The sequence below is a fragment of the Desulfurococcus mucosus DSM 2162 genome (assembly GCF_000186365.1).
Classification (GTDB): domain Archaea; phylum Thermoproteota; class Thermoprotei_A; order Sulfolobales; family Desulfurococcaceae; genus Desulfurococcus; species Desulfurococcus mucosus.
In genome coordinates this window covers 623,694-648,217 of the sequence record NC_014961.1, presented here as the reverse complement: position 1 = coordinate 648,217, position 24,524 = coordinate 623,694, and the positions used below count along the sequence as shown (strand labels likewise).

Below are 24,524 nucleotides of genomic sequence, written 5' to 3'. Positions count from 1 at the left end.
GGATTCCTAACCCTGACTGCCCCATAGATGACAGGTGTAAACCCGGGGAGATGCAGGGGAACCAGTGAACCCCCTAAACGGGAAAAACCCTTTTAGGGCGGGGAGGAGGTCAGTGAACGGTTCAACAACCCTATTAAATACTCCGCTGGAATACGGGGATTCACGGTGTCAGCTGTGAGCGCGTGGAGGAGAGAGCTCGAGGAATCCCGGAGACTAGTATATGTTTCAGGCTTCACAGCGCTGGCAGTAGTGCTCAGGTTCTTTGAAATCCCCTTCCCCCTAGCCTCCTTCCTCAAATACGACTTCTCCGGTGTCCCCCTCGCCGTGTTGGGATTGATGTCTCTTAAATGGGCTTTCACAGCTCTTCCCGTGTACTATATGGCTTCGGTGATCGCTGGAGCAGACCCAGTGGGCATGGTGATGAAGACTCTTGCAGAGTTATCGACTTTCACGCCTCTCGCCTTATCGTATAGGGCGCTGGCCGGGAGGCTTCAACACGAGAGATTATACATTGCGGTAGGCCTGCTGGCATCAGTCTCCAGGATTATTGTGATGACCCTTGCAAATCTAGCTGTGACACCGATCTGGCTAATGATGGCTTACCCCAGTGTCTTCAACTCGTATCGGGCTGCATATGAATACACCCTGGGATATATCCCGGTGATAGCATTGTTTAACGCTACAATGTCGCTGATAGTGGTTGCTGCAACAATACCTGTGTACAGGGTTCTAGAGAGGATTGGTGTGCTCGATGAACACTGATGACTGCATGGTGCTACTTAGGGATCTATGGTTCAGGTACCGGGGAGGGAGCTGGATTCTAAGAGGCGTGAACCTCTGTGTTCGTCGAGGCGAAAGCATACTGGTTGTAGGGGGGACGGGTTCGGGTAAAACCACGCTGGCAAGGGTGCTCAACGGGGTGGCTAAATGGGTATACGGGGGTGAATTCAAAGGGTATGCAGTGGTAGACGGCTTAAGGGTGGATGAGACTGAGCCATGGTTGCTTGCAAAGAGGATACATGTAGTTGGGCAGAACCCCTACATGTACTTCATAGATCCTCTTGTAAGGCAGGACCTGGAGGCCTACGCGTACAGCCTCTACGGGTCCCGTGAACTAGCGTGCAGGGCTGTGCGTAAGGCAGTGGAATCCATGAATATATCCGGGTTGCTTGACAAGTATTTCTTCGAGCTTTCAGGCGGGCAGGCACGCAGGGCACTGGTCGCGAAATCCATGATAGCCGGCCCCGAGGTGATAGTGTTCGATGAGCCATTAATGTGGCTGGACGACAACGGGGTCAACGAGTTCTTAAAGCTCGTTGAATCACTTAGATTCATGGGTAAGACGCTTATATTCATGGAGCACAGGTTCATTCAACTCCTAACCATAGTGGACAGGGTGCTCATCCTGAGAAACGGTGTACTAGTCGATGAGACTATGGAGGCCCACATGCTCAAGCACAGGGCTAAAAGCAGCCTAAGCAGGACAGTAAACATAGATGGTGCCCACACCGTGGAGAGGAGCGATCCAGTGGTATTGAAGGCTGAAGACATCTGGTTCAACACCAACGGAGTCGAACTCTTGAAAGGCGTACACCTCGTGGCACGGGAGGGCGACTATACGTACATATACGGGGGAAACGGCTCCGGTAAGACAACACTGCTCAGGATACTGGCAGGATACTTGAAGCCTGTGAAAGGAAAAGTGTGGAGGAGGGGTGCAGCCATATATGTTCCACAGAACATTCACTTGTTCTACACTGAGGAATCCGTAGCCAGGGAAATCGAGAACATGTGTAAAGCAGTCGGTGACAGAGCCGCCTGCCTCGAGAAAGGCAAAAGAGTTCTCGAGGAGCTGGGTATAGATCCCTTATTGCCGCCGTTCAACCTGTCCCACGGGCAAATGGTAAAGCTGGCTGTTAGTCTAGCAGGGCTCCGCGACGATGTAGACTTAGTGCTACTGGATGAACCATTCTCAGGGCTAACCTATACGGACAGGGTTGAGCTGGCTGAGAGCCTTGCAAGGCTGGGTAAGACTATCCTGATAGCGGTGAGCAGTAGAGATATGCTGGGGTATCCCGCAGGATCCAGGACGTACAGGCTTGAAAACGGGGTTCTACAGGAGTATAACCAGGGTGCATCGCCTGCAACGATGTATGCTGATATAGCTGGTAAACTACTGGGTGGAAGAGAGTGATCAGGGATCTAGCATATATGTTCCTCCAGTCAAGGAGGGATCCAGGGTTCAGCACACTGGGCAAGGTTACATATTCTGTAGGCCTAATACTACTGCTGGTTGCCTCGAGAACCATTGGGAACCAGCTACTCTACTACATCTACCCTGCGATAGTGCTCCTAGTAGAGTTACTCTTTCTCTCAAGGCTCAGGGGTCACAGGGTTGTTTTAAACGGGTTGAAGCTTGTTGCCTTATTCACCGTTATAAGTGTGGCCCTCACCATGTTCTTCCCGCTACCCGGAGGAGCCCGTCTGCAGCCTGGAGAAGCCGTTGCAGGGGCTGTCAGGGTAGTTGCGTTCTTCCTCGCCTTCACCCAGCTCTTCCAGTTGATCACCGTGGAGGAGTGGAGGGGTATCCTAGCCCGCATAGGCCTCCGTGATCAAGCCATGGCATTCACACTAGCCCTCTCACAGCTCCCCTTAACCATCCTCTATTTCAGTGAGGCTCTTACAACTGTGAGCCTAAAGCACAGGGGGGTTAGTAAAGGGTCTATTCTAACACCCCTCATATATCACGCGGCTTTGTCGACTAGAAGTAGGCTGGAGGCCCTGCTCCAGTACCCTGTTAAGCCTGTGCATGCTGAGCTTACAGTGGTGAGGCCGAGGGACGCACACCTCTACTTGGTGCTGGCTACGCTGGCCTCCCTCCTAATGCTTGACGCTGTATTCTAATAGTGCTCCATCTACCGTTTATCTCTAGACGCCCATTCCCATCTCTTCATTTCCGCCCGTATCCAGGGGCTTCCGCCTCGCCCAGGGATCACGGGTTATCACCCTGGCTGCCATGAATGGTAGTCGAGCCCAACATCGCAGGATCCCGATCAGGAGGCAAGTATTCTCTTCCCTCGCATCATGGAGTGAACCATCGGTCTTAAACGTAAAATTTAGAAGGGCTTTCAGCGGAGCTGTCTTCCCTGCATGGAATCAGAGGCTTCTAGTTGTAAAACACTCATCAGGGCACCGTGAACTCCCTGAAGAAATCCCTTCCCTGGCTTGTCCTCAGGGTTATCTTCAGGTAGACGCCATGCGTGATCGTCACACTGCATTCCTTCAGATCATTCGTGTTGAAGGATAGCTCCACGGATTCACCTGGTTCAAGGGGTATTGGCTCACCTGGGACCACATGTGTCTCTGTTGAATTGCCACGGGTCACATTAACGGTTACGCTGCACACTCTATCATTGAGGAGTATGTATTCGATGGAGGCTGTCTGACTCCCCTTGTTACCCACCATTAGCCATATACGCCAACCGTTGCTTGTCGGATCGATGCTGTGCGCTATGACGACTATGTCTATGCCTGTGTTCAGGAATGGATTGCCCTGGATCCAGAAGGCAAAGGCTATGCTGATGAAAACCGCTAACGTGACTATCACTACTAAGCCGATGACCTCTCCATCACTCTTCAAAACATGGCACCTTGTATAAGTATTACGCTTGGCTTGGAATATAAAGAATCAGCCTCTAGTCCACAAAGGGATCCGGGCACTATGCCTGGCTGTCGATTAACCTTCCTACTTCGTCAGCGAACTCCGTTGGATACGCTATGACTAATTTGTCGCCGGGCCTTAGAGCAGGGTTCTTCGCCAACGGGTAGGCTATCCATGTATCCCCTATTTTAACAGCGAGAACCATGCCACCGTACTTTCTCAGCCACGCCACTACTTTATCCATGCTGACCTCTCTCTTCAAGGTCACTGTCTTTATTCTCTCCCCCACGGTTTCAAAGACCTTGCTGAATACATCCCTGTAGTGTTCGGGGAGCTCTTCTAATAGGCTGGGAATATGGCTTATAGTGTTCGAGGCATCCGCTATATCCTCGAGCTCCTTAAGCAGTATTGAAAGCCCTATGAAGGTGTCGGGGTCTATCTTACCGCTGACCTCCTTGAGCTTGTTCAACGTGTCTAGCTGCCTCCAGTCAATGTAGACCTCTAGATCCTCCACCTCCTCTATGACGCCTGGATCGGCTTCCAGCAGGGTGTAGTGTGCTAGGTCTATCATCAGCCTCGTGTAATCCTTCAACTCGATGACTCTTTTCAAGACTTGATCCAGCTCGTCTCCTGTAAGCTTCTCCTGGAGGGGAACCCCGTGGTCGTTGAGCAGCCTTAACACGTTCTCCCTGTAACCCCTCACATATATCGTTGACCTAGCCGGTATAATAGTGTCGGGCCCAGGTGCCAGCATCCATTTACCTGCATGTATGCTGAGCACTATGTCTACAGGGTAAGCGTCGGTGAGGTCGAGTACCTTTACAGGCTTCTCTACGACCAGCTTGGCAACGATCTCGCCATCCATTAACGGCGCTATCTCCTCGTAGGATACGCCGGGCGTGTAGCCTATTAGAAGCGTGTAGACTATGTCTTTAACGCTGTCCACTATTGTGTCCACGGCGGATCCATAGTAGAATGCTAGTAGACTAGCCTCGGCTCCCTCCCTTGTCCTCCCATAGGCTAGGCTCGTGTGCATTATGAACTGGGCTAGGTTTTCATCAATAATCTTGTTTATATCGAGGACCCGTTCAGCTGCCTCAGAGTCCTTTGAGAAATAAGCGTAGAAGGCTAGGTCCAACCCTATGTCGCTGAGGCTCCAAATGGTCTTCAATACGTTGCTGACGGATATCGGCTTATACTTTACCTTCGTGAATTTACTGTGAAGCCTTCTATGTTGCTCAGGTGAGAGATTCTTTGACACCACCCAACTCCTCGATGCTAGATATATATACCGTGACCCCTCTTAAAAGCATCAGCAAGAGTGCTCAAGGTGTACGGGGATTGCAACGCTCAGGGAGTTAGCCGAGTCGATGGTGCCGCTACTAGTGCTTGCGGTCGGCGAAGTCGTAGCAGGGTTAACGCTACGCTTCAACATAGACTTGTTGACCGCTTACCCAGTGCTAATGATAGTTATACCAGGGTTAATGGATCTACGTGGAGACGTTTACGGGGCCATAGGCTACAGGCTTACAACCGCCCTCCACCTCGGCGAGGTTGAGCCGCGTTTCTTCACCAGGTTCAACCTGTTCAACACGCTTACAGGCTACGTGGTTTCACTCATAGTCTCACTCGAGCTCAGCATCCTAGGAGCGGTTCTCTCATACGTCTTCAACATGGCTATGATGGATCCGGTCTCCCTCCTCTTCGCTGTGACAGCGTCAACAATCATAGTGTTCGCAATACTTAACCCCGTGGTTACTGCCTCCACGATTACGCTATTCAAGAAAGGCGTGGACCCATCCGGGTTCGTCGCGGTGGTCGTCACAGGGGTGGGAGACGCGCTAACCCCTTTCACACTCCTCTCAGTCTCCCTAATGCTCGGTTCCCTACCACAGCTGGTTAAAGCGGTTTTCGTGGTAGCCGTAGTAGCCTCGATTGGAGTGGCCTACACATACCTGGTTAGAGTACGCCAGGAGAGACCGGTTATGGAGAACACGGCATCATCCATTATAGCTGCCTCCGGTAGCAGCCTAGGCGGCTTCATAGCTGCATCAAGCCTGGGAACCCTGGCTAAGGCACCCGAGGTACTCGGTGTTCTTCCAGCATTCAACGCCCTAATAGGTGCGTCGATGGGGCACATCGGGAACATTATGAACATAGAGCTTCATATAAGGGGTCGCCTGTCCCACCGTGAATATAGGCGAAGAATCCTGGTGGAGGCTGCTGCAACATTTACCTCGGTGCTTGCAGCCTATGTAGTCGTATTGGCCTCAGGGAGTGGGTCAACATGGGCATCCTCCCTAATGGTGGTTTCCTTATCATTCATCATAGTCTACTTCCTCTCAGCCTTCACGACAATGTACCTCACCCTTGAGTCGTTCAAGCATGGATGGGATCCAGACAACATAGTGTTCCCGTTGATGACCACCTTCGCAGACTTCAACGGTTACCTCGTGGTATCATTGATACTTGGATTCATCCTAGGCCACTAGAGTGTTGGAAGCAGCTAAGCATAAGGCTGGTGCCAGCTCTGCGGGGCTTCTTCAACGCACTTCTCCGCTAGAAGCCCTTCGAGTAGTTCAACATACTTTAACCCGTGGTCCGGGAATACAACTATCACGTCTCCGCTCAGCGACCCGTTTTCAACGAGCTTCATCAACGCGTATGCCACGGCACCAGAGCTGAAGCCCGGCATTATCCCATCTCCCCTGGCTACATGCAATACGCCTTTCAACGCCTCCTCTAATGTGACATCTACGACTTCGTCTGCTTCAACACTATGCAACCATTTAACACCCGTCTCAATCCTTCTGAGACCCGGTATGCTTGAGCCCTGAGCTGGTTGAACACCTATGGTCTTCACACGTCCATACCTGTGTTTAAAGTAGAATGAGAGAGCTGAGAAATGCCCGCTTGTCCCGAGCCCAGCTACCACGGCGCTCGGCCTGACCCCCATGCTCATTAACTGGTAGTCGGCTTCCTTAGCGGTGTACCTGAGGTGTACGAGGAAATTATAGTCGTTCTCAAACTGGTTCAATACGATGGCGCCGTCCCTGGAGGCCTCTATGAGGACCTTGTTAAGCATCCCTATCGTTATAGGGGTTGACTCCCTTCTCGCCTCTGCACCCATGGCTTGGAACACGTAGTCGACGCACCTCTGAGCCGTTGAAGGCAGGTAGACCCTTACCTTGACCCCGTGGTAGTTCCCCAGCCCCACGAGGGCCATGCCAGTGTTCGTTGATGAAGCTTCATACAGCTTCCGTGGATTACCCTCCTCCTCGAGCAACCTGTGAAGCATGTACCAGGCAACCCTGTCCTTAATGCTCAGGCTGAAAGGATGATACCACTCCAGCTTAGCCCACACCCTGACGTCTCCCCTGCTCAAGGACTTCAGCTTTACCAGTGGCGTCGGGAGATCCCGTGAAACTAAATCCACTACGGAGTCGTAGACCCTTGCCCCGCCTCCACGTACTTCATGGAATGGATCCAGAAGGTCGAGTGGGACTTCTCCCCCTGCCTCGCCCGCGTCATCGACTACCGGGATATACCTGACACCGAACTCGCGTAGCGCCGTGTAGACGCCTAAATCCTCATCTACTACTACGCCGCCCGGCGCCCGGATAACCGGGGTCTTCCACTCCGAGATAATCTTCCCTAGCAGGCTGAGATACTCTTCGAGCCTTATCTTGCGTGCTCTAAGCATACCTGGCTCCACTAGCCTCAAGTTTCATCACCCTTGGCCAGCCCGTTATAACATAGTTATAGGTTTTTAAAGCTTACCACCCCGACTGCCCCGCAGATGACGGATGTAAACCCGGGGAGATGCAGGGGAACCAGTGAACCCCCTAAACGGGGAACCCTCACCCCTTTAGGGCGGGGGAGGAGGTCAGCATGACAAGGACGGGCACCAGCGATCCCGGCTCATCCTCAGTGCTCCTTGCCGAGTACCTCTCTTGCAGCCTTCCTCACTGCATCCCTTGAGGACAGCTTCGGCCTCCAGCCAAGGGACTCCAGCCTCTTGGTGTCTAGCAACATTAGCTTAACGTCTCCAGGCCACCCTCTTCCATCAGGAGTAGTCCTCTTGAAGACGTATTCCACACTCTTCAACCCCATTTCATCCACGACTATGTCGGCTATCTCGGTTACAGTGACCCAGTCCCTGTTACCGATATTATATACCTCGGCGCCTCTAGCGGCTCCCAGCCTGCTTGCAACCAGGTGCATGGTTGCTTCAACAGCGTCACTGACATGGAGGTAGCTCTTCCTCTGGGTTCCATCGCCAAGTATCTCTAGCCTTGAAGGATCCGCTCTGAGCTTATTTATGAAGTCGACTATTACGCCATGGTTGCTTCTAGCACCTATAATGTTAGCGTAGCGGAGTATAAGGGCTTTAAACCCGTAGAGCTCACAGTAGGCCTGGATGAGTGCTTCAGAGGCTAGTTTCGAGGCGCCGTAAACGGAGATAGGCTTCAATGGATGATCCTCGGGTGTCGGTATGACAGAGGGCTCCCCGTACACGGTTGAACTGCTGGCGAAGACAATCCCTTTAACATCACTGACCCTCATGGCTTCGAGAACGTTGAAAGTCGCCACCACATTGTTGTCGAAGTGAATCCTTGGCTCCACGGTGGAAACCCTTACCTCCGGGTTTGCAGCGTAGTGAAACACGATGTCGACATCCCTGAAAGCCTTCACCCATTCACCTTCCCTGACTAGGTCGGCCTCCACTAGTCTGGCTACACCCTTCTCCAAGTGCCCCTTAATGTTCACTAGTGAACCCGATGACAAGTTGTCTATGATGATTACTTCTTCAGCCCTAAGCCTTTCAACAAGGTAGTCTACCAAGTGGCTGCCGATGAAGCCAGCTCCCCCTGTCACGATGAACCTGCTCATCTCCTCGACACCACCTACATTGGAGTAGTAGCTGGTTCACTAGTTTAAAACCGTTGCCTAGTTACCACTAGTCCTGCACAGGTTTCCATGCCTACAGGGAAATATTTTTATAATGGGCTACGTGTTAATCCATGCGAAGACTAGGCGAGCCAGATGCCCACGGTGAAAATAAACTTCTACGGTGTCGAACTGGAGCTGGGCGACAGGTTAACGGAGGTATCCTCACGAATACCTCTGGGAAGGATGCTGCAGGTACTCGAGGTAACCCTGCTGGCGGAGCTCCATGGAAAGTACTTCACCGGGGAACAGTACAGTGAGGCATTGAGAGATCACTTGGAGGCATTACTAAAGCGAGGGGAATGCACATACATCCATGTTAAATACCGTGACGCAGAGCTCCACATGCTACTACTGGGTAGGCTCATCGTCAACAGTGATATAGAGCCACAGCTATTGGGATTGGAAGTGGTTCCCAGGCTCCTTGAGGAAACCCCTGAGGAGGTATTAGTGTACGCTGTACATGTGCCCGTCTTAAAGCTCGATGTAGACGGGTTGATCGAGGGAGAACTAGGATTGTTGATGAAGAGCCTTGTGGACGCTTTGAATACTGCGGTGGTCTCTATAGTTCGCGGGGAGCTAGACGAGCTCTCAAAGCAGGTTGGCGAGATCGACAGGGCAGTAGCAGGGGTCAAGAGGCTGGCTAAGTCGAAGAGTACGGATGAAAAACTACGTAGACTAGGCTCCGAGTTCCTCGGCGACCTGGAGAGGCTTGTGGGGTTACACAGGGCTGGCGACTACATTGGTTTCCTCGGCAGCGCCATACTAGTGGCACAGGCCGTAGCGTACTCGTGTAGCAGGCTGAGAAGCAGTGTCTTAAACCATGCAGCAGTGTAGCAGGCTGAGGGATGAGTCTTGGAGATAGTGTTGAAGCCTATAGGATATGTTAGAACCAGTCTCAGGGATGAGGAAATCCGCAGCGTCTTCGATAGGAGTAGCGTACGCGGCTACATAGAGGTGTTACCCGAGTATTCACAGGGCCTCAGGGGGCTTGAAGGCTTCTCACATGTGATCATCATAGCATACCTGCACAAGGTGCCGTATGAAGCTAGAAGCACCCTTCTCGTAAAGCCGCGGAGACTCGTGACGCTGGGCTTGAAGCCTGAGGAGTTGCCGGAGGTAGGCGTGTTCGCCACGGATAGCCCGCATAGACCGAACCCTATAGCTTTAACCATAGTGGAGCTTGAGAAAATAGAGGAGGACAGGCTCTACGTCAGAGGCCTCGACCTCTACGATGGCACACCTGTACTCGATATAAAGCCATATGACAAGGGGAGGTCCATAGTGGGCTTCAGGATACCTGAATGGCTTAGAAGGCTTGAGGAAAAAGTGAGGGAAAAGACCGGTCTAGACATAACGCCTTAGCAGGGTTGGAGGCTTACTCTATTATCCTCAGAAGCGTGAGAAGTACATCCATTATGTCCCTCACGCTGACCATGCCGATTGGCCTGTTATCCTTATCCACCACGGGTAGGTGTCTAACGTTAAACTCCCTCATCTTCTCCAGTGCATCAGTTATGGATGCATCAGGGCTTATCGTCAACGGGTTCTCCTTCATGAACCTCCCCACAGGGATCCCCTGGCCTATCCTGCCGAGGGCTACTGCGGCGACCACGTCCTTCGCTGTGACTATGCCGGTTAGTACGCCATCGTTGTTCACGACTATAACGCTGGACGTGTTGTTTTCGAACATTAGTTTAGCAGCCTTCTCAACGGGCTCAGTCTCCTTTATCGTTATAGGGGGAGTCGACATTATGTCGCTTATCCTTAAGGGTAGGCTCCTCTTTCTTCTGAAAAGTGACATATCGGGCTACCTCTCCGCACGCCATGTGTTGGAGGCTATGTTTCTGTGATCTGCTTTAGAAACTTATAAATTAGGCGTGTTTGAAAACAAGAGGTGTCACAGGGTTCCCTGCTTCTCTGAGGCGAACTCCTTGGCGATGATGTAGGCCTTTGAAGCATACATGAGTGCAGGGCCCCCACCCATGCAGACAGCCACTTTTATAACGTCCAGGATCTCGTTGAGCGATGCACCAGCCTTCAACGCTGCATCAGTATGCCAGATAATGCATGGCTCACATCTCACGGCTATGGCTATCCCCAGCGATATGAGCTCCTTGGTCTTCGCGTCTAGCACGGCTGGTGACTCAGCCTCTTGAATATATTTCACGAAGCCCTGGAGCTCAGGTGCCTTGGATACTAGTTCCATAAGTGTAGAGGAGAGTTTTTCAAGCTCACCCCTATAGGTCATGCAGGCCACCAGCACCTTGTCATGGGACTCCGAGTTATTAAGCCTTAAGGCCCCGCAGAGCCTAGTACATGCCTATGGAGGGCGCACCCCGCCTCCTAATGTTTCTCAATGCAAGAGTATTGGAGGCAACAGCTGCTGCGAGATATAGTGAGGCGTAGAGTGATCCATAGAGCAACACGTCCCCTGTGTGAAGCACCATGGGGGCCCCGAGCAAGGAGTACCTGAGTAGTTCAGCCGGGTAGGAGTAAGGCGTCATCAATGCCAGCGTCTGCACCTGTGGAGGCATCGAGGCTAGGGGAGTCATGCCACCGCTCGCAATCGGGATGAGCCAGGATATTAACTCCGTCACAATACTACTTGTACCAGAGGCTAGAACCGATGCACCTATTATCAAGCTGTGAGCCACGAGCACCACCAGTAGCATGATTAGTGATGCAACCAGTAGCACGGGGTCTGCTATGTTGAAGCCCGGCTGCGCGTAAAGCACTGTGAGCAACAAGTATATTTCACCCACCTCTATCATCAGCCACATCAAGCTAACCGGGAGCAAACCCATGAAGTATACGTATATACTCCTACCGGCTACAAGAGCGTGTTCAAGCACGCCGCTCCTAAGCATCCACCTCAAATGCCCGCTCCAATCCCATGTAGCAGTCATGTACGATGAGAACACAGTCATCGCGACCAGCGCGTAGCCGGCTACAAGTGAACGGGGCATGCTGCTCGGCGAGAACAATACAACCGGCCCTATGAAGAGGAAGCCCCACAGTGTGAACCCCAGCAGGCTGATCCAGAACCCGTGTTCCCTCACCATTTCAGCCTTGAAGTAGGCTGAGAGAGTATGGTATGCTGTCTCCATCACTCGGTTCTCACCCCGGTTAAGCGGAGCCTCCCCTCCCATGCAACAAGACCCTTAATCCCCACCGGTAGGTAGACGATGGAGAGAGCCACTGTGAGACCGATGAGCAGCCAGGAGTATGTGTCTAGTTGGAGAGTTGCAAGGAATCTCTGAGCAGCCTCCACCGAGTTGCTTGGCGGGAGCAGATAGGTGACTAAGCGACCTATCCAGGGCATCATTTGCCTTGGATAATACACGCCGATGAGTATCATTAGGAGGGGCCTCACTATGTTTAACACCCGCCAGTTCTCCCCCGTCGACCTGTATAGTAGTCCCATTACCAGCATCGACACCGGTATGAATGAAAGGGAGGCTAGCACTCCAATTAAGACAACTATTAACCCAGCTAGGATCCCTCCAAGCCCTTCGAGAACCGTGAACACGGGCATAACGCTTGTCGCACCAAGCAGCACCACGAGCGTTAAACGTGGCAAGGGTATAGCAATGTACCTGTACGCCCTGCTAACCGGTGAGAGAAGCACGTATGGAAGCGTACCCATCCAGTGATCGAAATCAGGGCGCCACATGAGATCATCGCTGACAGCCATAACGCTGAGCATGATGTAGCTCCCGGAGACATAGAATAAAACCGGGTCTACCCCGGTTTTCTCAGTGAAAGCGTTAAGTCCTCCAACACCATAACCCACTATAAGTATGAAGGCTGAGAGCATGTAGGGGTATGCTAAAAAGGACACTAATGCACTCTTCCTCCTGAGGACATCGCCGTAGACGAAGACGTACTCGGCTTTAACCACCTCCAACAAGCCCCTCAAGGCTCAGCCCTCCCCGTAAAATACATGAAGACATCCTCCAGGGTAGGCTCCTCAATCCTGAGGCTACTCACCCCGATACCTCTCCTGACCAGCTCTCTCAGCAACATGGTTGCATCGTCTTCAGGTGAGCTGGTCAGTAGCTTCAGGGTTAAACCATCGTCTTCGCTACTCTCGGCTACAGCATCCATGAAGCCGAGTTCCCTGAGTACAGCTGAGACCAGTGAGGGATCGCCTCTCACCTTCACGATAATAGTCCTCTTCCCCCCTATCTTATCCTTAAGCTCCCCCGGGGTCCCCTCGGCAATTATCCTGCCCTTATCTATGAGGAGTATCCTATCGCACACGATCTCGGCTTCAAACATGTTGTGAGTGGTATACAGTATTGTCTTACCATTCCTGGCCATTTCCCTAACAAGGCCCCTTATCTTTCTTGCTGAAGGAGGATCAAGGCCCAACGTGGGCTCGTCGAGAATCAACACTGGTGGGTCCCTTAGTAGGGCTCTCGCTAACCCGAGTCTAGCCTTCATCCCCAGGCTGTACTCCTCGAATAGCCTGTCCGATGCACCGAGCTTCTCCAACTCAAGTAGCCTAAGTAATTCATCGACACGGGCATCGGCCTCGGAGCCGTGTAACCCGTATAGTGCGGCAAAATACCTGAGGTTCTCCCTCCCGGTTAGCTTAGCGTAAAACCCTTTCTCAACACTGAACAACACGCCTATACTCCGTCTCACATCGTCTACGTTCTTCACGACATGGTACCCGTTGATCCATGCGTCCCCGCTATCCGGTATGAGTAGTGTGGCAAGGATCTTCACGGTGGTCGTCTTCCCGGCTCCATTGGGACCCAGGAGGCCTACCACTTCTCCTCGTGCAATCTTGAAGCTAACTCCTTTAAGTGCTTCAATGACTTGCACTGTGGATTTGAGGAGTCCTCTCCTCTCCCTGGTCTTATAGGTTTTCCTCAAATCCTCTGCGATAACCGTGTAGTTCCCCAACCCTTATGCCACCGCTTCATCAATACATTGATGCACCTTCAACTTTTTAGCGTTTAGGATTTAACCGCTTCGTTAAATGTCTCAGCATTAGCGTTGAAGCATGGTGGTAATGGTGGACAGGGTGCTACTGGTGTTTTACGCTGCATCACTGATGCTGGGGATCGTTGGCGGCGCATACTATGTGGTTTCAAGGAACGCCGTCTACATAGAGGTGGGACCCGACTACGCGTTCATGAGCCTCCTCGTAGCATCGGAGACCCTGCCCGGCTTCTTCTCCGTTGTAGGAGGCGTGCTTGGCGATATGCTTGGCAGGAGGAGAATGATAGTGCTCGGCGCGTTGTCATCCATACCGTTCATCATTGCCGGCATGGGCGGGGTTAGATCGCTTCCCTACCTTATCCTTATGTACGGCGTGTTGACAAGCATGGCATCGCCTAACGTGTACGGGGGGCTGCTGCACTACACGGGTTCATCGGGCTCCTCATACTCTTTGATTGCCGTGGCGGGCTCCATAGGGTGGGCTATAGGCGGAGTAATAGGGGGATACATGGCTGAAAGCCTCTCGTTTACAGCATGTATGACTGTGCTTGCAGCCATGGTATCAGCGAGCTATCTGGCTGTCTACGCAGCCTACCCGGGGAAGGTGACTTATCCTGGTGCAAGCCTCATGGAGGTTGTGGATGGTGCGGGAAGGGTTTGGCCTCTTTTCCTTGCCTCAGTGCTGTCGTTTACGGGTGTCAGGTTCTTCTTCAGCAACTATGTTCTAGCCTTGAGATCCATGCTCACCGATCCCGTAGTATATGGTCTAGTCGTGAACACTATACCTGCAATCACTGGTGCCGCCATATGGCCCATTATAGGCAGGGTCTCCGATAATAGGAACCCAGTGCTCCTCGCGATGATCGCTGTCGCCGAGTACGCGGTTCTCATAGCCGTCTTCCTAAACCTAGGGGACCCGGTGGTGGTCAGCGTGCTGTGGGCTATCCCAATATATCCATTGCTTGAGCAGGGATTAGTGATATCCATATCCAGGAAGCTACCGGGGAGACTTCAGTCGCTTGCCTCAGGCGTCTTCACAACGAGTCTCAGTGTGGCCGGGTTCGCAATACTGCTACTCGGCAGGGTGCTCGCAGACATTAATGCTATAGGCTGGTACTCGATCTCCATCCTCGCAGCCAGCCTGTCGCTGATGCTTGCTGGGCGGCTGATGGGCAGGCTCTAATTCTTCATCTTAAGGTATGCTTCAACAGCTGCATTTATTAATGGATGCATCACCGGTGAGTACGTTAGCAACGGGTGTGAGCCATGCTGCAACCCTATTATCAAGTCCTCAACCCTAAGGGAGCCCTGTATGGCTAGCGCTATAGAGTTAACGATCTCAGCAACCTCATTACAGCGCCCAGCCGCCTGACCCCCTATCAGCCTCCCATCCTCGAGGAAGAGGAGTTTAACCTGGATCTCGCAGCCACCGGGTAGCCATGCTGGATGCCTGTTGACGGCTCTCGCCTTACCCACTATGTATGAAATACCCTCATTCAAGGCATGGGACTCTATGTAGCCTGCCGCACCCATGACCACGCCGCCCACCCTCGTAACGGTGACAGGTATCCTCCCCATCCTCCCGGCACTCAGTGTCACACCCTTGATCGCCGATATGGCTCTACGTGCCTCCTCGCATGCCAGGGTAGCCAGCTTTATATCCCTTTGATCGCTGGTGAGGAAGTCGCGTTTCTCAACACAGTCTCCTGCAGCATATATGTAGGGCTTGCTCGTCCTCATGTAGTCGTTGACGACTATGCCGCGCCCCCGGATTTCAAGGCCAGCTCTGGACGCGAGCTCAGTGTTCGGGACCCATGTGGGGACGATGACGACTACATCGGCCTTAACGACTTCCCCGTTGTCTAATTCCACTTCTTCGACTCTCCCATGGCCGTGTATGCGTTTAACCCTTGTATTGGAATATATGGTGACTCCCTTAGCCTCAAGCTCCCTTTCAGCTAGCTCCGCAAACTCCTCGTCGAAGTACCTTGAGAGAATATACTTCCTCCTTGACACTATGGTTACATACCTCTTAACATGATCCGTTAACCCTGGGATGCCGCTCAGGGCGTCAGCCAGCTCAGCTGTTGTGAGACCGCTGCCCACGAGGACGACCCTGACCCCGTCACGGTTAACTGCTTCCCTAAGCTCTGCTACCTCCCTATACTCCTTGCCGAGGACGTAGACTCCTTTGAGGTCTACTCCTTCAGCCATGTAGGCCTCCGGCCTTGAGCCCGTGGCTATCACTAGGTTGTCGAAGCGTATCTCTTCCCCGCCACGTGTTCTCGCAACCCTTTCCTCCGTGTCTATGTCTACGACCTCGTCAACAAGTATCTCGACACCTAGACTGGAGGCATAGCTGTATGGCATCAGGTAGTCGTCGAGAGGTCTGTTGCCGGCTATAGCGTAGGGTAGTGCGCATACTATGGGTGATTTATCGGTTTTCGTAACCATCAACACCTTTGAGTCGCGGTAAAGGATCTTAGCGGTGATAGCGGCGGTGAAGCCGGCGGCACCGCCCCCGATTACCAATATATCGTATCGTCTAACCATGTTAGGTGCACCATATGACCCTATATCGGTAGCAACTATTTATATTAGTAAATACTCTACAGTCGCCTCACACCCTGCTCCAAGCCCGCCTACTACTCCTCTAGGAGCTCCCTGAGGTTTTCAGGTATAGAGGCCTCCTTAACGGGTTCATCCTCATAGAGCTTATCGCGTAGGGCTTCAAGTTGTTCAACAGGCTTACCCATGTATTCGGCCGCGGTTTTCATTGAAGCCCCCTTAACTGAGGCGTGGTCTACTGCCTCAGCCATCCGGCTTCCGTACTTGAGGTCCCTGAGGAGATGGTGGTCGACTATTATCTCTTTCACGCCGGCGTCAATGATCCTCTTTAAGTTGGCGATGCTTGCCTGAAGGCTTTTCATCGAGTACCTGTAGCCAAGCATATAGGTTAGTGGGCCGTCCGCCACGAGAATCCTAGGCTTTTCTTCGAGTATGAAGCCGACGTGTTCGTCGAGGCAGGGTCCTTCGACATCGCTCGTGTAGAGGAAGGATTCCCTCCCGCGCTTCACGCTTACTTCGACAACGTATCCAAGCTTATTGCTTGGACCATGGGGAACCGCACTACTCATCCGTATAACGGTGTCGCCGAACCTGGCTTCGCTTCCTTCTGCTACATGTATCTCCCGTGCAACGGGCTCGATGAGCTTGATGAACCTCGCTGCCCTGGCTCTCTGACTAGCATTGATGTTGTTCTGGGGATCCTTGATGTAGACTACTTTGTCACGGTATATCTCGATTGGAATGAGGAAGCCTGGATCGTGGTGGTCGTAGTGGTAGTGTGTGATGATTATTACATCCGCCCTGTACGCTTTACCCTCTATCTCCTTCCCGGCTTGAATCAACCTGTCTATCTCCCTTGGATGAGGCGGCAGCCCGTAGCGTTTAGGTGCTAGTGAGACAGCTGGGTCTATATGTATCTTAACGTCCTTGGTTGACACGAATGTCGACATGGATCTAACTCCCATGCTGTCGAACGCGAGGAGCTCGATGCGCACGCGGCTTCACTCCCCAATGATCATGATATCATGAAACCCGAGTAAATAAGCGTTAGCCCTCGGTCAGCTTTCTGAGAATGGATAGCGATGTAGATAGGAGGGTTAACCCGATCAAGAGCGAGAGCAGTGAGGGTAGAGCCCTATCTATGTAGAGTAGCCAGACTGATACCACCAGGAAGAAGATGGATGCCGCCAGCAGACCTATGAAAGCCGCCTTCACGAGACTACCCGTCATCCCTTTCCACCGTCATCGCCGAGCCTGCAGCAATTATAGCTGTATCTAAGCTGTAGCTAAATAATTGTTAATGCGAGAGAGTATGCGAGCGATGCAACCAGTAGCAGCCTGCTGTGGAATGGCTGCCTCCTATAGTACACTGCTAACCCTAGGAGGGCCAGGTAGACTATGATGTATGCATGTATCTCCATGTAGAGTTGGATTGCTAGGAGGAGTGAGGAGGCGAGCGAGATCCTCCATAAGTTGTCCTCAATGCTTCCAGCGTCATGCTCCAGTAGCCTACCCATCCATGCCACAGGGGGTTCAGTCATGTAGAGGCTTATTGACGCGGTGAAGAACGTGGTTAGGAAGATCACGCTTGAAACCCATGGATCTAGTCCCGGCAGGGTGTTTGAGCCCAGTAGTAGCACTACTGCTGAACCATAGAGGAGGAAGAATAAGGGGAGAGATGAAAACTCCAGGAGTAGTCTAGCAGCATGGAAGCCGGGGGATCTGGTCCTGTAGATGTAGTTAATGCTCCTGGCCACGACTAGTAGTAGTGGTGCAATCGTTATCGAGGGATCCGGCTGTGTAATCGATGAGAGGAGCGGTATAGCCAAGGCTATCAGCGGCGTGAGATCCAAGCCTAGCAGGATGTCCACAGCTAGAAGCACAGGGTACACTATTAGAATGATGAGCATCCACGTCACTCATGCACCACCCTTAAATCCTCCTCAGCCACCATAAGGATCACCCCGGCTTCATCCATGAGTCTGACGGCCAGCTCCCCTATATCATCCATGGTTAGCCCAGCCGCCTCGTATTCGAATCTAGGGGCTACTACAAGGGTTCTCCCCGGGGAGATAGCTGCCAGCTCCCCAAGGGATTCAACGCCCTCATTCAGAATCGACAACGGGTTCGCGACAACTAGGACAGCATCATACCTTCTGCCCTCCCCATATGCGGCTAGAACCTGTCTAACAGTGGATAATGGGATCTCGCAGCCCTCACCCGCCTTCAAGGTACTCAGTAAAGCGTGGAGGGATGCATCAGCGTCTCCGCCGGCGTTCAAGTATACCTTGGGCGATTGCTCAGTACACACGGCTAGATCCACGGTGACACCTAGGCCTGAAAGCTCCTTGAGCAGGGATCTAGCCAGCCTCAGCTGTATGTGGGCAAGCGTGTTGACCCCGGTGCCTATTCCCCAGAGCTCTTTTCTCACATCGATCACGAGGAGCACAACGGGCTTCACCTCACCGTAATCCTCCCTCACAAGCAACCTACCTGTTTTAGCGTAATGCTTCCACAGGATCCTCCTGGTGTCATCGCCTGGCGTATACTCCCTTATATCGGCTAAGTCGTATTCACCGCTAAGGGCAAGCCCTCTTGCATGGATCCCGGTGATCCTCTCAATGCTCCTAAAGGTTTCACTAATCCTGGTGTACAATGGTTGGGCAGTTATGGATAGCCTTGCCTCGACTAATAGATCCTCGTAGAAGAAAGCCAATGGGTCTGTGAACACTAACCGGATCCTTGAGAAATCTATCCTGCCGGGTGCAAGGATCTTGGCGCCATAGCTCACCTTGGTCCTGGAGTATGCTGGAATAAATACTGTGAACACTGGTTTCCCCTTCACACTGGTGTAGACGGGTTTCTCATCGATCACCAGGAGCCTTGGAATACTCTTACCACTACTGTTCTCTATCTCTATCTCCAAGTCAACCTCTTCGAGTTCCATAACGCTTCTACTCGATGCCCCCCTTGAGACACGTATCCTACTGATCCTTGCGGATGCATCTTTGAATAAGCGGTACTCGTTGAGGAGTACGAGCATGAGGAATAGGGAAAGCATGTAGAGTAACGGGTTCGCCGAGGCAATAGAGTAAAGTGTTGAAAGGGCTACTGCTGCAGTATACGCCACCCCGGCACCCGTGATCTTCAAGGAGGTTCCACCTTATCCAGCACCTCATCGATTATGGACTCCGGGGTTAGCTTTGACAACCTGGCCTCGCTTCTAAGGATCACTCTATGGGAGAGAGCGGCGTGTGCAACCTGCTTCACGTCGTCCGGGGTCACATAGCTCCTCCCATGTATCAGTGCAAGGCTCCTGGAGAGGAGTAGGAGTGCTATCGCACCCCTGGGCGACGCGCCAAGCTTAACCATCGGGTGCCTCCTCGTGGCCTCCACTATTCCCGCGATGTATTTAAGCACGTTTTCATCCACATATATTTTCTTGGATAAACCTGTTAACTCGATCACCGTGTTCCTGTCGAGCACTGGTTTAAGGTCGTCGAGAACACTTATATCGTCATACTTCTTCAACATCTCAACAGTCTCCTCTATTGATGGATACCCTATGACGATGCGTGCCAGGAACCTGTCGACCTGTGCCTCAGGCAATGGGAACGTTCCCTCCGTCTCCACCGGGTTCATGGTTGCTATAACGAGGAATGGCTCCGGCAACCTATAGGTGACGCCCTCAACTGTAACCTGCCTCTCCTGCATGGCCTCCAGGAGGGCTGCCTGTGTTTTAGGTGGTGCCCTGTTAACCTCGTCGAACAAGAGGATGTTGGTGAAGACGGGTCCCTTTCTAAACATGAAGCCTCCTGTGGCCGGATCATATATGTTAACCCCTAGTATGTCTGAGGGAAGGAGATCCGGGGTGGCTTGAATCCTCTTGAAGTCTAATCCCAGGGTGACTGCCAGCGTTTTAGCCAGCAGTGTCTTAGCTGTTCCAGGTACGCCCTCGAGGAGCACATGTCCCTGGGAGAAGAGGGTTGCAAGTATTAGCTGGATCTCTCTGCTTTTACCGATGATCTTTCTCTGTATGTTGCTGACGCAGCTATCCATTAGAAGCTTGTATCGTTCCACCTCGCTTCTTCCCAGTTCCCCGCGGCCCATATCGTGCAGTCCTCCATGCATTGGTCGAATATGTTGTTGATGACTAATATTTCCTGCCACGGATAACCGGGGATCCGAACTCGAGGAGTATGATGGCGAGGGTTACTGCAATGACTATGATTATAAGGGTAGTCCTTTGCACGGGGTTACTCCAATACATGGATTGAGTAAGGCTTGTGGCCAGCGTGGTGAAGCCTTTGATGTAATTGATCACGGACTGCGTTGAAGAATACGAGTAGAGTCTGTTTCCCTCGTAGAAGACAAGGTTTCTCCCAGCTGTCACGGCGTCAAGGAAGAACTTGTTACCGTATGTAGGGCTCTTCGATAAAACCTCGTTGATGACTAGGCTGGAGTCGCCTATAACTACTATTTCTCCACCCCCGATCCTACGGCTTAAACCCGTTACAACGCCTCCGACCCGGCAGAGGACCTCGTGCCTACTGGTAGAATACACTTCGGCATACACATTGAACACCACCCTTATGCTCGCGTTGCCAACATTGCAGACCCCGACTGCCACCTCCTGGATGACCCGTCCACTTCCAGCATGTATCTCGAAGCCCTCTAGCAGCATCTGGGAATTCGGGGATTCATCCATGACTACGAGTAGCCCGCCCTCCTCCACCCAGTGAGCGAGGGTAGGAGACCACTCGAGAGAGGTGTCGGGTCCCACGACTAATAGGGCATGGTTCCTCGGCGTGTACTTTTCGACCTCGCTAAAGGAGTATATGGCGTTTACCCTTCTCTCAAGTGACTCCATGCCGGTGAAAATCGTGAGGCCGCCCGGCATATTGTTGTAGATTGAGGGTGGGTCGCCTACGAGTCCCCGGCTCATCTGCGTGTTAGAGTACCCGATCATCAGTAGCGATAGCACTAGGACTCCGAGCCAGTAAGCCTTGGACATGTCATCCAGCCTCCTCGGTGAGCCTCGCTGCATCCAGGGCGTCCTCTCTATCCATGGCGCCGTAGACCACGTCCTCGTAGACTTCTGCAAACCTCTTAAGGATTCCCGACATCCTTAGGCGTGCCAGCTCCCTTGGTGTGCATGTAGTGCACCCATACTTTTCCCTGAGCCTCTTCAGGATTCTCCAAAGTATCTCTTTAACCCCGGTGTAATGGTACGCTAATCGTAGATCCTGCCTCTGGGCATATGAGACTCTGAACATGGTTGAACCCTGCGGGATCCGCGTCGGTGAAAGCGTGAATACAAGTAGCACTACTAGGATTACTGAGGCCGCGACAAGCAGCGGTATAACTATGCTGGGCTGTAGGAGGCTGTGGGATGCTGCCCATGAACCAGCTACTGGCGTATATGTGAGGCTTTCATTGGCTCCATGCTGGGGGCTTTCACCAGGCGGGCCAATCGGCTCCGGTAAAGGTATGTATCTCAGTACACCCAGGCTTCCCCACCGTTTCCACTAGATTTATTATGTCTGCTCAAGCGACATAATATATCTTGCACACAGCATGATGGTGACCCTATGTGAGAACCATAGCGGTCGCTGCCTACAGCGGCCAGCCGGATCCCCGGCAGACCGATAGTGCAAGAATGTTCATCGAGGAGATCTGCAGGTGTAGCAACGGGGATTTAGCCGTAGCTGTAGGAGGCTACTGGGGCTTGATGAGGATTATCGTCGACGCAGCGCTCACATGTGGTTTAAAGGTGCTGATATACCCGTATGCTGAGATGGAGGGACTCCACTACCCTGAGAAGGCAGTGGTAGTCAAGACAGGGCTAACTCCAGAGGCACGCAGCATACCATTGGTTAGGAGCAGTGATGCACTAGTGGCTCTTGGAGGAGGCGTCGGCACGATGATCGAGGTTATGCTTGCATATAGCATGGGTAAACCAGTATACCTGCTGAGAAACGGGTTCCCCTCGGATAGGCTTGAGGTGCTTGCACCCTACATCGATGAAAGAAAGCTGGCGGAGCTAAAGATATACGGTGACCCCGTGGCCCTTGCAAGGGATGTATGCAGGCTTCTCCACACCTCTGAGTTCAAGGACGCAGTGGTTATCCATGGATAGGCTTTTATTGCTTAACCCCTATAGTTTCAAAGGGATTCAACCAGCTGTCAAGGTGTGGATGGATTGGTTTTCCAGAACCAGGTTGTAAAAGAGATCCTTGAAAAGTACAGGGTTATATGGGCTATAGGCCACGCTGGCTCCCTGATGAGCTGGGATAGTGAAACATATATGCCTGAGGAAGGCTACAGGGATAGAGCCGTGGCTAGAGCCGAGTTAGAGGTTCTCTCGCAGCAACTAACGCTGAGACCAGAGTTCATCGGACTCGTTGAGAAGGCTGAGAAGGAGGAGGGTTTAAACGACTATGAGAGAGGAGTTGTGAGAGTCCTTAAGAGGTCGATAAGAATAGCTCGTTCACTCCCTCCGTGGCTGGTTGCCGAGATGGCTAAGACAACGCAGGAAGCCATGGTGGCCTGGAGGGAGGCTAAAGCCAGGAACGACTTCGAGAAGTTTAAACCCTACCTGGAGAAAATATTTGATCTAAGCAGGAAGACAGCCGACTTCCTAGGGTGGAGGGAGCACCCTTACGACGCCCTGCTGGACCTCTACGAGGAGGGGTTGACCACAAGGGATGTTGACGCAATCCTTACAAGGCTGAGAAGCGACTTGAAGACACTCATAGAGAAAGTGGCCTCCGAGTCCAGGTTCCCGAGGAGCCACCCCCTTGAATCAGTGAAATATGATCAGGGGAGGATGGAGATCGTCAACAAGAAGATACTGGAGATGCTGGGATACCCTCTCGGCAAGAGGGCTAGGCTGGATGTCTCAGCACACCCGTTCACAATAGATATGGGTATACACGACGTGAGGATAACTACGAGGTATGAGGGAGTGGATTTCAAGAGAACAATGTACAGTGTCCTACATGAGTATGGCCACGCATTATACCAGTTACAAATAGATCCAGCACTAGCCTACACACCTATAGGCACAGGCGTAAGCCTCGGCATACATGAGAGTCAGAGCAGGTTCTGGGAGAACATTATTGGCAGGAGCAGGGAGTTCACCGAGGTAGTATACCCGTTGCTGAAAGAACACCTCGACTTCATACAGGGCTACACGGTTGAAGACCTATACCTATACTTCAACACGGTACGCCCCAGCCTCATAAGGGTCGATGCAGATGAAGTAACATACAACATGCACATAGTGCTCAGGGCGCAGTTAGAGAAGCTGGTGATCGGGGGCGAGGTCAAGGTCTCAGAGCTACCGGAGCTCTGGAGTCAGATGATGGATGAGTTGCTGGGAGTTAAACCGAAGACCTACAGCGAGGGAATACTACAGGATATACACTGGAGCATGGGGAGCATAGGGTACTTCCCAACCTACACGTTGGGCAACCTCGTGGCTGCACAGATAAGACACGTGATCTCGGGAAGCATGGATCTAAGGGAGGCTATATCTAGCAAGAGGTTCAACGACATTCAGGAATGGCTGCGTGAAAGGATACACAGGTGGGGTGCGACATACCCCCCGAAGGAGCTGCTTAGAAGGATGATCGGTGAAGAGTACAATCCCGAATACTTCATAAAGTACATAAGGGAGAAATACCTCGGCATGTAACCAGTTTTTCCCGCATCTGGAGTCCACAATCATGGGTGGTAGTCGTGTACACTGACCTCAAGGCTAGAATAGTTGAGGTCGCGAGGTATCTTGAGGAACACGGGTTAAACCACGGTAGATCGGGGAATATAAGCCTTAGGATACCGGGCGTGAACCACGTGCTCATAACCCCTAGTGGGCTGGTTAAGTCCCGTCTGAGTAGCGAGGACATAGTAGTGGTCGATGTAAACGGCTCCATAGTTGAGGGGCATAGGAAGCCATCATCGGAGGTAAACCTTCACCTAGCAATATATAGGGCTAGGGGAGACGTCAACGCTGTGATACATGCACACACAGTATACGCTACAGCACTCGCCGTAGCGAGAAGACCTCTCCCCCCTGTAATCGAAGAGGCAATACTGGTGATCGGGGGCGAGGTCAAGGTAGCAGAGTTCGCGCCCTACGGCACTCTTCAGCTAGCTGAGAACGTCGTCAAGGCCCTGGAGGGACGTAAGGCAGCCCTCTTAGCGAACCATGGTGTTGTAGCCGTTGGTGAAAGCCTCGAGGAGGCCCTGGAGGTGCTTGTCTCACTCGAAAGGCTTTCACAGGTATACCTGCTCTCAGAGATACTCACCGGGGGGAAAACCCCTCTACTGCCTCCTGAAGCCGTCTCCAGGCTCTTGGGGAAGTAGTCATGTGTATCCTTAGCTT

28 protein-coding genes are annotated in these 24,524 nt (G+C 52.3%); 11 read left to right on the top strand and 17 right to left on the bottom strand.

Annotated features, from left to right (window positions below; translation table 11 throughout):
• Positions 1-174: 174 nt before the first annotated feature.
• Genes DESMU_RS03310 through DESMU_RS03295 form a run of 3 tightly spaced genes read left to right on the top strand, consistent with a single transcriptional unit; the run spans position 175 to position 2,904 of the window.
• A complete protein-coding gene (locus DESMU_RS03310) occupies positions 175-762 on the top strand; it encodes an ECF transporter S component (protein WP_013562180.1) in 588 nt (195 codons plus the stop codon).
• Complete coding sequence (locus DESMU_RS07035; protein ID WP_013562179.1) at positions 752-2,194, top strand: ATP-binding cassette domain-containing protein; 1,443 nt, start codon at positions 752-754, stop codon at positions 2,192-2,194. Before DESMU_RS03310 ends, DESMU_RS07035 begins: the two co-directional genes overlap by 11 nt.
• Positions 2,191-2,904 carry a hypothetical protein gene (locus DESMU_RS03295; RefSeq protein ID WP_013562178.1) on the top strand — a complete coding sequence of 238 codons (714 nt, stop codon included), beginning with the start codon at positions 2,191-2,193 and terminating at the stop codon, positions 2,902-2,904. Before DESMU_RS07035 ends, DESMU_RS03295 begins: the two co-directional genes overlap by 4 nt.
• Positions 2,905-3,184: 280 nt before the next feature.
• Here DESMU_RS03295 and DESMU_RS03290 read toward each other — a convergent pair whose 3' ends face one another.
• Complete coding sequence (locus tag DESMU_RS03290; RefSeq protein ID WP_013562177.1) at positions 3,185-3,640, bottom strand: hypothetical protein; 456 nt, start codon at positions 3,638-3,640, stop codon at positions 3,185-3,187.
• Positions 3,641-3,719: 79 nt separating this feature from the next.
• The gene (locus DESMU_RS03285; protein ID WP_245526494.1) at positions 3,720-4,922 is read right to left on the bottom strand and encodes a potassium channel family protein; all 1,203 of its coding nucleotides are present in this window, start codon (positions 4,920-4,922) and stop codon (positions 3,720-3,722) included.
• Positions 4,923-5,046: 124 nt separating this feature from the next.
• Here DESMU_RS03285 and DESMU_RS03280 point away from each other — a divergent pair, with 124 nt between their 5' ends.
• Entirely contained in the window at positions 5,047-6,153 is a 1,107-nt protein-coding gene (locus tag DESMU_RS03280; protein WP_245526493.1) for an SLC41A family transporter, read from the top strand.
• A gap of 14 nt (positions 6,154-6,167) precedes the next feature.
• Here the strand turns inward: DESMU_RS03280 and DESMU_RS03275 are convergent, their stop codons facing one another.
• Positions 6,168-7,376, bottom strand: a complete 1,209-nt coding sequence (locus DESMU_RS03275; RefSeq protein WP_245526514.1) for a pyridoxal-phosphate dependent enzyme — start codon at positions 7,374-7,376, stop codon at positions 6,168-6,170.
• 212 nt (positions 7,377-7,588) lie between these two features.
• Positions 7,589-8,554, bottom strand: coding sequence for an NAD-dependent epimerase/dehydratase family protein (locus DESMU_RS03270; protein ID WP_013562173.1), 966 nt, complete (start codon positions 8,552-8,554; stop codon positions 7,589-7,591).
• 153 nt (positions 8,555-8,707) lie between these two features.
• On the opposite strand from DESMU_RS03270, the gene DESMU_RS03265 reads away from it, so the two are divergent.
• Positions 8,708-9,448 (top strand): hypothetical protein, encoded by a 741-nt coding sequence (locus DESMU_RS03265; RefSeq protein ID WP_013562172.1) that lies wholly within the window; start codon positions 8,708-8,710, stop codon positions 9,446-9,448.
• An 18-nt stretch (positions 9,449-9,466) separates the two neighbouring features.
• Positions 9,467-9,976 (top strand): tRNA (N6-threonylcarbamoyladenosine(37)-N6)-methyltransferase TrmO, encoded by a 510-nt coding sequence (gene tsaA / locus DESMU_RS03260; RefSeq protein WP_013562171.1) that lies wholly within the window; start codon positions 9,467-9,469, stop codon positions 9,974-9,976.
• Between the two features lie 13 nt (positions 9,977-9,989).
• On the opposite strand, the gene DESMU_RS03255 is transcribed toward tsaA, so the two are convergent.
• The 5 genes from DESMU_RS03255 to DESMU_RS03235 all read right to left on the bottom strand — a co-directional run bounded on the left by DESMU_RS03255 (position 9,990) and on the right by DESMU_RS03235 (position 13,528).
• Complete coding sequence (locus tag DESMU_RS03255) at positions 9,990-10,415, bottom strand: CBS domain-containing protein (RefSeq protein WP_013562170.1); 426 nt, start codon at positions 10,413-10,415, stop codon at positions 9,990-9,992.
• A 96-nt stretch (positions 10,416-10,511) separates the two neighbouring features.
• Positions 10,512-10,862, bottom strand: a complete 351-nt coding sequence (locus tag DESMU_RS03250) for a carboxymuconolactone decarboxylase family protein (RefSeq protein ID WP_013562169.1) — start codon at positions 10,860-10,862, stop codon at positions 10,512-10,514.
• Positions 10,863-10,923: 61 nt separating this feature from the next.
• Positions 10,924-11,721 (bottom strand): YhgE/Pip domain-containing protein, encoded by a 798-nt coding sequence (locus DESMU_RS03245; protein ID WP_048078541.1) that lies wholly within the window; start codon positions 11,719-11,721, stop codon positions 10,924-10,926.
• Complete coding sequence (locus DESMU_RS03240) at positions 11,721-12,533, bottom strand: ABC transporter permease (RefSeq protein WP_013562167.1); 813 nt, start codon at positions 12,531-12,533, stop codon at positions 11,721-11,723. The genes DESMU_RS03245 and DESMU_RS03240 overlap by 1 nt, the downstream gene beginning before the upstream one ends.
• On the bottom strand, positions 12,530-13,528 hold the full coding sequence (locus DESMU_RS03235) for an ABC transporter ATP-binding protein (RefSeq protein ID WP_013562166.1): 999 nt from the start codon (positions 13,526-13,528) through the stop codon (positions 12,530-12,532). The genes DESMU_RS03240 and DESMU_RS03235 overlap by 4 nt, the downstream gene beginning before the upstream one ends.
• A 100-nt stretch (positions 13,529-13,628) precedes the next feature.
• Here DESMU_RS03235 and DESMU_RS03230 point away from each other — a divergent pair, with 100 nt between their 5' ends.
• On the top strand, positions 13,629-14,750 hold the full coding sequence (locus DESMU_RS03230; protein ID WP_148222803.1) for an MFS transporter: 1,122 nt from the start codon (positions 13,629-13,631) through the stop codon (positions 14,748-14,750).
• Here the strand turns inward: DESMU_RS03230 and DESMU_RS03225 are convergent.
• From DESMU_RS03225 to DESMU_RS07240, 8 genes are all read right to left on the bottom strand, one after another.
• Complete coding sequence (locus DESMU_RS03225; RefSeq protein ID WP_013562164.1) at positions 14,747-16,120, bottom strand: NAD(P)/FAD-dependent oxidoreductase; 1,374 nt, start codon at positions 16,118-16,120, stop codon at positions 14,747-14,749. The two genes, DESMU_RS03230 and DESMU_RS03225, sit on opposite strands and share 4 nt — an antisense overlap.
• 92 nt (positions 16,121-16,212) lie before the next feature.
• Positions 16,213-17,130, bottom strand: a complete 918-nt coding sequence (locus DESMU_RS03220) for a hypothetical protein (protein ID WP_013562163.1) — start codon at positions 17,128-17,130, stop codon at positions 16,213-16,215.
• Positions 17,131-17,182: 52 nt separating this feature from the next.
• Positions 17,183-17,365, bottom strand: coding sequence for a hypothetical protein (locus tag DESMU_RS03215; protein WP_013562162.1), 183 nt, complete (start codon positions 17,363-17,365; stop codon positions 17,183-17,185).
• A gap of 56 nt (positions 17,366-17,421) precedes the next feature.
• Complete coding sequence (locus tag DESMU_RS03210; protein ID WP_420834707.1) at positions 17,422-18,045, bottom strand: hypothetical protein; 624 nt, start codon at positions 18,043-18,045, stop codon at positions 17,422-17,424.
• A 5-nt stretch (positions 18,046-18,050) separates the two neighbouring features.
• Positions 18,051-19,286 (bottom strand): DUF58 domain-containing protein, encoded by a 1,236-nt coding sequence (locus tag DESMU_RS03205; RefSeq protein WP_013562160.1) that lies wholly within the window; start codon positions 19,284-19,286, stop codon positions 18,051-18,053.
• Positions 19,283-20,266 carry an AAA family ATPase gene (locus DESMU_RS03200; RefSeq protein WP_245526492.1) on the bottom strand — a complete coding sequence of 328 codons (984 nt, stop codon included), beginning with the start codon at positions 20,264-20,266 and terminating at the stop codon, positions 19,283-19,285. The genes DESMU_RS03205 and DESMU_RS03200 overlap by 4 nt, the downstream gene beginning before the upstream one ends.
• A 22-nt stretch (positions 20,267-20,288) precedes the next feature.
• Positions 20,289-21,149, bottom strand: a complete 861-nt coding sequence (locus DESMU_RS03195) for a DUF4350 domain-containing protein (RefSeq protein ID WP_148222802.1) — start codon at positions 21,147-21,149, stop codon at positions 20,289-20,291.
• A 1-nt stretch (position 21,150) separates the two neighbouring features.
• On the bottom strand, positions 21,151-21,462 hold the full coding sequence (locus DESMU_RS07240; protein WP_245526491.1) for a hypothetical protein: 312 nt from the start codon (positions 21,460-21,462) through the stop codon (positions 21,151-21,153).
• Here DESMU_RS07240 and DESMU_RS07235 point away from each other — a divergent pair.
• From DESMU_RS07235 to DESMU_RS03175, 4 genes are all read left to right on the top strand, one after another.
• Positions 21,446-21,667 carry a hypothetical protein gene (locus DESMU_RS07235; protein ID WP_245526490.1) on the top strand — a complete coding sequence of 74 codons (222 nt, stop codon included), beginning with the start codon at positions 21,446-21,448 and terminating at the stop codon, positions 21,665-21,667. The two genes, DESMU_RS07240 and DESMU_RS07235, sit on opposite strands and share 17 nt — an antisense overlap.
• A 61-nt stretch (positions 21,668-21,728) precedes the next feature.
• Positions 21,729-22,274, top strand: a complete 546-nt coding sequence (locus DESMU_RS03185; RefSeq protein ID WP_013562156.1) for an SLOG cluster 4 domain-containing protein — start codon at positions 21,729-21,731, stop codon at positions 22,272-22,274.
• Positions 22,275-22,337: 63 nt separating this feature from the next.
• Positions 22,338-23,834, top strand: coding sequence for a carboxypeptidase M32 (locus DESMU_RS03180; RefSeq protein WP_013562155.1), 1,497 nt, complete (start codon positions 22,338-22,340; stop codon positions 23,832-23,834).
• Between the two features lie 44 nt (positions 23,835-23,878).
• A complete protein-coding gene (locus DESMU_RS03175) occupies positions 23,879-24,505 on the top strand; it encodes a class II aldolase/adducin family protein (protein WP_013562154.1) in 627 nt (208 codons plus the stop codon).
• Positions 24,506-24,524: the final 19 nt, after the last annotated feature.

Excerpts from the sequence above, each read along its gene's own strand:
- DESMU_RS07035 (WP_013562179.1), top strand. The coding sequence starts at position 752 with ATGAACACTGATGACTGCATGGTGCTACTTAGGGATCTATGGTTCAGG.
- DESMU_RS03270 (WP_013562173.1), bottom strand. The coding sequence starts at position 8,554 with ATGAGCAGGTTCATCGTGACAGGGGGAGCTGGCTTCATCGGCAGCCAC.
- DESMU_RS03265 (WP_013562172.1), top strand. The coding sequence starts at position 8,708 with ATGCCCACGGTGAAAATAAACTTCTACGGTGTCGAACTGGAGCTGGGC.
- DESMU_RS03255 (WP_013562170.1), bottom strand. The coding sequence starts at position 10,415 with ATGTCACTTTTCAGAAGAAAGAGGAGCCTACCCTTAAGGATAAGCGAC.
- DESMU_RS03250 (WP_013562169.1), bottom strand. The coding sequence starts at position 10,862 with ATGACCTATAGGGGTGAGCTTGAAAAACTCTCCTCTACACTTATGGAA.
- DESMU_RS03245 (WP_048078541.1), bottom strand. The coding sequence starts at position 11,721 with ATGGAGACAGCATACCATACTCTCTCAGCCTACTTCAAGGCTGAAATG.
- DESMU_RS03230 (WP_148222803.1), top strand. The coding sequence starts at position 13,629 with ATGGTGGTAATGGTGGACAGGGTGCTACTGGTGTTTTACGCTGCATCA.
- DESMU_RS03225 (WP_013562164.1), bottom strand. The coding sequence starts at position 16,120 with ATGGTTAGACGATACGATATATTGGTAATCGGGGGCGGTGCCGCCGGC.
- DESMU_RS03215 (WP_013562162.1), bottom strand. The coding sequence starts at position 17,365 with ATGACGGGTAGTCTCGTGAAGGCGGCTTTCATAGGTCTGCTGGCGGCA.
- DESMU_RS03210 (WP_420834707.1), bottom strand. The coding sequence starts at position 18,045 with ATGCTCATCATTCTAATAGTGTACCCTGTGCTTCTAGCTGTGGACATC.
- DESMU_RS03200 (WP_245526492.1), bottom strand. The coding sequence starts at position 20,266 with ATGCATGGAGGACTGCACGATATGGGCCGCGGGGAACTGGGAAGAAGC.
- DESMU_RS03195 (WP_148222802.1), bottom strand. The coding sequence starts at position 21,149 with ATGTCCAAGGCTTACTGGCTCGGAGTCCTAGTGCTATCGCTACTGATG.